The 6,354-nt window shown below is 58.8% G+C and carries 6 protein-coding genes; 5 read left to right on the top strand and 1 reads right to left on the bottom strand.

The window, feature by feature from the left end; translation table 11 throughout:
* The 5 genes from B3229_RS14840 to B3229_RS14820 form a co-directional block, all read left to right on the top strand.
* On the top strand, nucleotides 1-844 hold an 844-nt coding region (locus B3229_RS14840), incomplete at its 5' end, for an acyl-CoA dehydrogenase (RefSeq protein WP_349679586.1).
* Nucleotides 841-1,944: an LLM class flavin-dependent oxidoreductase gene (locus tag B3229_RS14835; protein ID WP_286871951.1), complete on the top strand. Its 1,104-nt coding sequence runs from the start codon at nucleotides 841-843 to the stop codon at nucleotides 1,942-1,944. The genes B3229_RS14840 and B3229_RS14835, both read left to right, overlap by 4 nt.
* 105 nt (nucleotides 1,945-2,049) lie before the next feature.
* Complete coding sequence (locus B3229_RS14830) at nucleotides 2,050-2,403, top strand: hypothetical protein (protein WP_286871948.1); 354 nt, start codon at nucleotides 2,050-2,052, stop codon at nucleotides 2,401-2,403.
* The gene (locus B3229_RS14825; RefSeq protein ID WP_286871946.1) at nucleotides 2,376-2,642 is read left to right on the top strand and encodes a hypothetical protein; all 267 of its coding nucleotides are present in this window, start codon (nucleotides 2,376-2,378) and stop codon (nucleotides 2,640-2,642) included. The genes B3229_RS14830 and B3229_RS14825 overlap by 28 nt, the downstream gene beginning before the upstream one ends.
* A gap of 10 nt (nucleotides 2,643-2,652) precedes the next feature.
* On the top strand, nucleotides 2,653-3,762 hold the full coding sequence (locus B3229_RS14820; RefSeq protein WP_286871943.1) for an XRE family transcriptional regulator: 1,110 nt from the start codon (nucleotides 2,653-2,655) through the stop codon (nucleotides 3,760-3,762).
* 105 nt (nucleotides 3,763-3,867) lie between these two features.
* On the opposite strand, the gene fhuE is transcribed toward B3229_RS14820, so the two are convergent.
* Nucleotides 3,868-6,090, bottom strand: a complete 2,223-nt coding sequence (gene fhuE, locus B3229_RS14815) for a ferric-rhodotorulic acid/ferric-coprogen receptor FhuE (RefSeq protein ID WP_286871940.1) — start codon at nucleotides 6,088-6,090, stop codon at nucleotides 3,868-3,870.
* Between the last annotated feature and the right edge of the window lie 264 nt (nucleotides 6,091-6,354).

The following is a 6,354-nucleotide window of genomic DNA, read 5'->3' as shown; positions in this document are numbered from 1 at the left end:
CGTGCGCCGGCAGGTGGCGCAGAGCATCGCGCAAGATGGCGCGCTAATTAACGCGCTGCGCGTCGAGCCGGAGCTGGGCACGCCCGCACGCGGCGGCCTGCCCGCCACCACCGCGCGACGCGCCGCCGACGGCTGGCGCATCAGCGGGGAAAAAATTTACTCCACCGGCAGCGTCGGACTGAGCTGGTTTCTGGTCTGGGGCCGCAGCGACGACGCGGATCCGCTGGTCGGCGCCTGGCTGGTGCCCGCTTCTGCGGCCGGCATCCGCATTGAAGAGGAGTGGGATCATCTGGGCATGCGCGCCACCTGCAGCCACCGCGTGGTGCTGGAGGAGGTCTGGGTGCCGCTGGAGAATGCGGTCAACGTCAGCCGCTGGAGCGCGCCGCGTCCGGCGCTCAACGAGGAAGAGAGCCTGTGGATGGCGGTGCTGCTGGGCACGCTCTATGACGCGGTGGCGCGCGCGGCGCAGCGCGAATTCATCCGCTTTCTGCAGCAGCGCGTTCCCGCCAACCTGGGCCAGCCGCTGGCAAGCCTGCCGCGCTTTCAGGAGCTGACGGGCCGCATCGAAACCCTGCTGTTTACCAGCCGCACGCTGCTCGACAGTGCGTCGGCTGGCCAGATCGCCGCAGCTGACGCGGCGAAAGTGAAACAGGTCACTATCGATAACGCCATTCGCAGCGTGCAGCTGATGGTCGAGCATATCGGCAATCACGCGCTGACGCGCGCCAGTCCGCTCGAACGCCACCTGCGCAACGTATTATGCGGCCGGATCCATACGCCGCAGGACGATGTTATTTTCACCGCCGCCGGCAAAGCGGCCCTTTTATCCGACAGGAGTGAATGATGACGCTGGAATTTATTGGTCTGGTCGGCGCGCATGAAGCGAGCGAGTCCGACGCCGGCAACGGTCAGGTGGTGGATCTGCCCTTTATCAAAGCCTTTGCCCAGACGCAGGCGTATGCGGGTTTTGACAAAGTGCTGCTGGCGGTGAATACCCGCGCGCCGGATTCGATGATTATCGCCAGCTACGTGGCGGCGCTCACCGATAAGCTCGGCCTGCTGGTGGCGCATCGGCCCGGCTTTCAGGCGCCGACCTTCGCAGCGCGCCAGTTCGCCACCCTCGACCAGCTCAGCCAGGGGCGCGCGGCGATCAACGTGATTACCGGCGGCGACAGCGGCGATCTGCAGCGCGACGGCGACTTTCTCGATAAAGAGAGCCGCTATGCGCGCAGCGGCGAATACCTGGAGATTATGAAGCAGGTCTGGGCGTCGCCGCAGCCGTTCAGCTTTGAGGGCGATTTCTATCAGGTGCGGGACAACTTTACCGAGGTGAAGCCGTACCAGAAACCGCGCGTGCCGATCTACTTTTCCGGCGCCTCGGATGCGGCGGTGGAGATCGCGGCGCGCCATGCCGACGTCTATATGATGTGGGGCGAGCCGCTGGAGCAGGTGAAAGAGCGTATCGCTCAGGTGCGCTCGGCGGCGCAGAAATATGGCCGCGAGGATCAGATCCGCTTTAGCCTGTCGCTGCGTCCGGTGCTGGGCGCGACCGATGAAGAGGCCTGGCACCGCGCCGATCGGTTGCTCGCGCAGGCGCAGGCGAGGATCGGCGGCAAGGCGATCCAGCCCGACAGCAATACCGGCTCGCAGCGGCTATATCAGCTGGCGACGGCGCGCAAGGTCTATGACAGCTGCCTGTGGACCGGCATCGCCGCCCTTTCCGGCGCGGCGGGCAACTCCACCTCGCTGGTGGGCGCGCCGGAGACGGTGGCCGAGGCGGCGCTGGAATATTACAAGCTCGGCGTCACCACCTTCCTGTTCCGCGGCTTCGACCAGCTGCGCGACGCGGCGGATTACGGCCGGTTGCTGCTGCCGACCATCCGCGAGCGCGTCGCGGCGTATGACGCAGCGTGCGTCGGCATTAATTTACAGCGCTATAAATAACCCCCTGATGCGTCATGCATCCCAATAATGATTGACAAACCTGCCTTTGCGCACCAACATCCCGGTTGACAAATCCCTCGGATTGCAATTTGAAGGAATATTAAAATGCAAACTCACCCTTACCCCTGGCTTTTTTACCCTGAACTTTCTGAAGAACGTCTTTCACTTATTGCCGAAGAGTTGCTTAAGGTACTCGATATGACCTGGCAGCAGCTCTCTTCGCCTCTGGATGATAACTACACTCGCGGAACCTGTACGTTTGGCCGACAGCGACAAATGCTTATCGCTCTATGTCTGAGCGGTAAGCATAAATGGCTGCAGCTGACCCATCCGGGAATGGATGTGACGTTCAATATTGAAAACATTCCGGTGCGCTTTTTTGCAGACGATCCAGACAATCCCAAAAAGCCCGGTTTTTTCGCAGGAATGAAGTGGACCAGCTTTTTGAGCCTCAGCTGACCACGCCTACGCTGCATCGTTTTGTGGTTGAGAAGCCAGAATTTGAGGGTGAAGGCGCGCGCGTGCACTTCATTGGCACCAATGCGCTGGATGAAATTGTTTCAAAATGGACCTTTGGAGAAGGACGCGTGCCGTCGCTGCATACGATGGGCGATACCCCGCCCGCATCCGTTCCCATTGTCCTGGATCCTATCCGGGCGCCGACCCGCGATAAGCAAAGGCCATCAGATAATAAGTAACAGGTGAAACGTGTTTAACGGTTTTAATTTACGACTGGCTCGCCTGTATCACGAGCTGTCGCTGGAGCAAGTGGCTGAGCGAGTAAGCAAGACTCGTCAGTACATACAGCGGCTGGAAACCGGCATTGCTGTCCCTACTTCCGTACTGGCAAAAGAATTAGCCGTCGCTTTAAAGGTGACGCCTGAATTCTTTCGCCTTCAGGAGCCGCAACGCGTTAACGAAGAGTTAGTGCACTTTCGTAAACGGGAAGGCACGCGCGTGTCAACGCGGCTTTCAACGCTGGCAAAGGCCGAGCTTTACGGCCGTTTGATAACCCTCCTTGATCGGCAACTGGAACTGCCTCCCGTCTGTTTTCAGGAGATTACCGCCCATACCCCGGAAGAGATTGAGGTAGCAGCTGAGAAATGCCGTGTCGACTGGGGGCTGGGATTGGGGCCGATTGATAACGTGACGCGTCTGGCCGAGAAGCTCGGCGCTTTCGTCACCTCGTTTGATTCCCTTTCCGATGAGGTAGACGCATTGTCGGTGCCGCTTGAACGCCCATTTATTGTCAGAAACAGAGCGAAGAAATCAGCCTGTCGTCAGCGATTCGATATTGCGCATGAGATTGCGCATCTGATTCTACACAGCGGGATAACGACCGGCGATCGTGCGACAGAATCTCAGGCGAACCGGTTCGCTTCAGCGCTTTTGCTTCCTCGAGCGGCGATGGCCAGCTTTTTTCCTTCGCCGGTAGGGGGACGCATCAACTGGAAAGGATTAAGCGAATTCAAGCTAACCTGGAAGGTCAGCAAAGCGGCGATCGTGTACAGAGCGCGTCAGCTCGGTTTATTAACAGACGCACAGTACAAAACGGCTTTTACCGCATTGAAACGCAAAGGCGAAGCGATAGATGAAAAGGAAGATAGTCTGATCGTCAGCGAGAAGCCGGAGTTTTTGCCCAGCGCTCTGAACTTTCTTTATGAGAATATGAATGTTGACAAAGCAGCGGTTGCGCAGGCGTTGGCAATAACGCCCTGTTTACTGGATGAGCTTACTGAAGTCGCTGCTCCTGAAGGCGATATTCGCTATGGCGAGAATGTCGTTTATTTGAGCGGCTATATCAAAAACATCTCTTAATTCGCCTCTCTGTTCAGCCAGCCTGGCGATATCATCTCTTTGAAGCAAAAAACGGCGAGTACAGCCTGAGCTGCCCCGCCGTGGTTTTACTCGCTGAAAGTCCACTCAGAACCGATAGGTCGCCGATACCGAGAAGTTACGCGGCGCGCCATAGACGTTATAGGCGCCGACCCAGGTGTCGTACTCTTTGTCGAACAGGTTATTCAGGTTGGCCTGCAGCGACAGGTTTTTATTCACCTCATAACGAGCGAAGAGATCCACCAGCGCATAGCTGCCCTGCTTCGCGTGCCAGGTGCCGTTGCCTTCCGGCGCGCCGACATCCTGCCAGGTGTGCGTCTGCCAGTTCACGCCGCCGCCCAGCGTCAGCTGATCGAGCATCGGCAGGCGATAGCTGGTGAACAGGTTAAAACTGGTGCGCGGCAGCTGCGAGTTATAGGCGTTGCCGTCGCGATCCTGCGCCAGATAGGTGGTGCCGCCGAAGGTCATCTGCCAGTTGTCGGTCAATGCGCCGTTCAACTCGAACTCGACGCCGCGGCTGACGACGCCATCTTTCGCCGCGTAGGCGGTGGACTGCGATCCCGGAATGACCTGGCCGGTATCTACCCCGACGTTATCCAGCTCGGTGCGGAACACGGAAAGCGTGGTGGTCAGACGGCTGTTGAGCCAGTCGGACTTCACGCCCACCTCGTAGTTTTTCCCGATCACCGGCGACAGGAAGGCGCCGCTGCTGTCGCGGTAATCCTGCGGCTGGAACACCGAGGTATAGCTGGCGTAGGCGGACCAGTTCTCCGCGAAGTCGTAAATCAGCCCGCCGTACGGCGTGGTGTTGTTCTTCTCCAGCTCCTCGCCGGAGGCCAGCGTCTGACGATTCCAGTTGGTGTAGCGCGCGCCCAGGATGAGATGCAGCGGATCGGCCAGCGAAATGCGCGTCGCCAGGTAAACCGATTTCTGGCGAACCGTGGTGCTGTCCGCCGTCAGCTCGCGCGGGCCCCAGTCGGTCTCCGGGAAGTTGCCGTTATAGTCGTTGTAGTTGCCCAACTCGTCCGCCGAGATGTTGGCCCAGGAGCTGTAATATTTATTGTCCTGACGACTGTAGTTAACGCCGACCATCAGCTCATGCTGACGACCCAGCAGTTCGTAGGGGCCGCTGGCGAAAGCGTCGACCGCATCGACCTTGCGCTTGCCGGTGTTGTAGCCGGTTCCGCCCACTACCGGATAGTCTGCGTACTGCGAGACGCCCAGGCCGGTAGTTTTATCGAAGTAGCCGTCGAGATAGAGCTGCTTGCTGTCGAGGAACATCTCATTGTGGGTGCCGTTGAGCGTGATGTTCCAGCCGTTATCGAAATCCTGCTTCAGGTTAACGAAAACTTTTTTATTCTCTTGATCGTTATAGGCCCACTCCGGCGCGGTGTTGAAACCGCGGCGGCTGTGGATCTGCGTGCCGTCGGTGTACCAGCGCGGCGTGCCGCTCCACATCGTCGAGTCGGTATTGACCTGAGAAAACTCGTAGCCGACGGAAAGCGTGGTGGAATCGGTCAGGTCAGCGTCGACCACGCCGTAGACGAACTGTTTGGTCGCGCCGTAGCGCTCGATAAAGCTGTTTTTATCGTCATAGCCCGCCACCAGGCGTCCGCGCACGCTGCCGTCGCTGTTGAGCGGCGTCGAGAGATCGGCGACGTAGCGCTGCTTGCCCCAGCTGCCGTAGGTGGCGGAGACGCTGCCGGTGAATTCTTTGCTGTCGGCGTGCTTGCGCACCATATTGATGGCGGCCGACGGGTTGCCCGGCCCGGTCATCAGGCCGGTCGCGCCGCGCACCACTTCGACCCGCTCGTAGAGCGCCATATCGGACTTAGCGTCGCCCAGGTTCCAGTTCGAGGCGAAAGTGGTCGGAATGCCGTCGACCATAAAGTTGTCGATGGGAAAGCCGCGCGAATAATAAGTAATGCGATCCATATCGGGGCTGACGGCGGTGATTGCCGTGGTGTTGTGCAGCACGTCATTCAGCGACTGCAGCTGCTGATCTTCCATGCGCTGCTTGCTGACGACAGTGACCGACTGCGGAATATCGCGCGCGGTCAGCGCCATTTTGGTGCCGGCGCGCGTAATCGGCACGCTGTAATCGCGCGCGTCCTGCTGACCGGTGCTGCTGGCGCTGGCGTCGACCACAAGCGTCTGTTCGCTGGAGGCGGCTGTATCGGCAGCGTGAGCGCTCTGCGCGACGCTGGCGGCGATCAGCGCGGCCAGCAGCGAGCGTTGCAGAGGGTGCTTCATGGCGCTGGCGCAATCGCCCGCGTGGTATTCCCTGACGCGCTGAACATCAAAAGACATCACTCTTCCTCTTTTTTCATTATTGGGTATGGCTGCCACTGGTTGCCGGATCGACTCGCCTGTCCGGCCGCAGGACGCTGTCCTGACGTGATGCTGTAATAAAGCAAATGAGAAATATACGCATTGCCATTATCATTGCAAGCAATTGTTAATAAATGCTGCAAAAGTTCATCGGCAAGGAATCGTCATAAAAAGCCTGATTAATAAGAGGTTTATGAAAAAAACCTGCGTATGAAAGGCGTAACTACTGGAATTTACAGGAAA

Origin of the sequence: Pantoea sp. UBA5035 (assembly GCF_002415245.1) — a bacterium.
Classification (GTDB): domain Bacteria; phylum Pseudomonadota; class Gammaproteobacteria; order Enterobacterales; family Enterobacteriaceae; genus Pantoea; species Pantoea septica.
The sequence above is the reverse complement of the archived record's forward strand: the minus strand, read 5'-3'. Positions and strand labels throughout refer to the sequence as shown.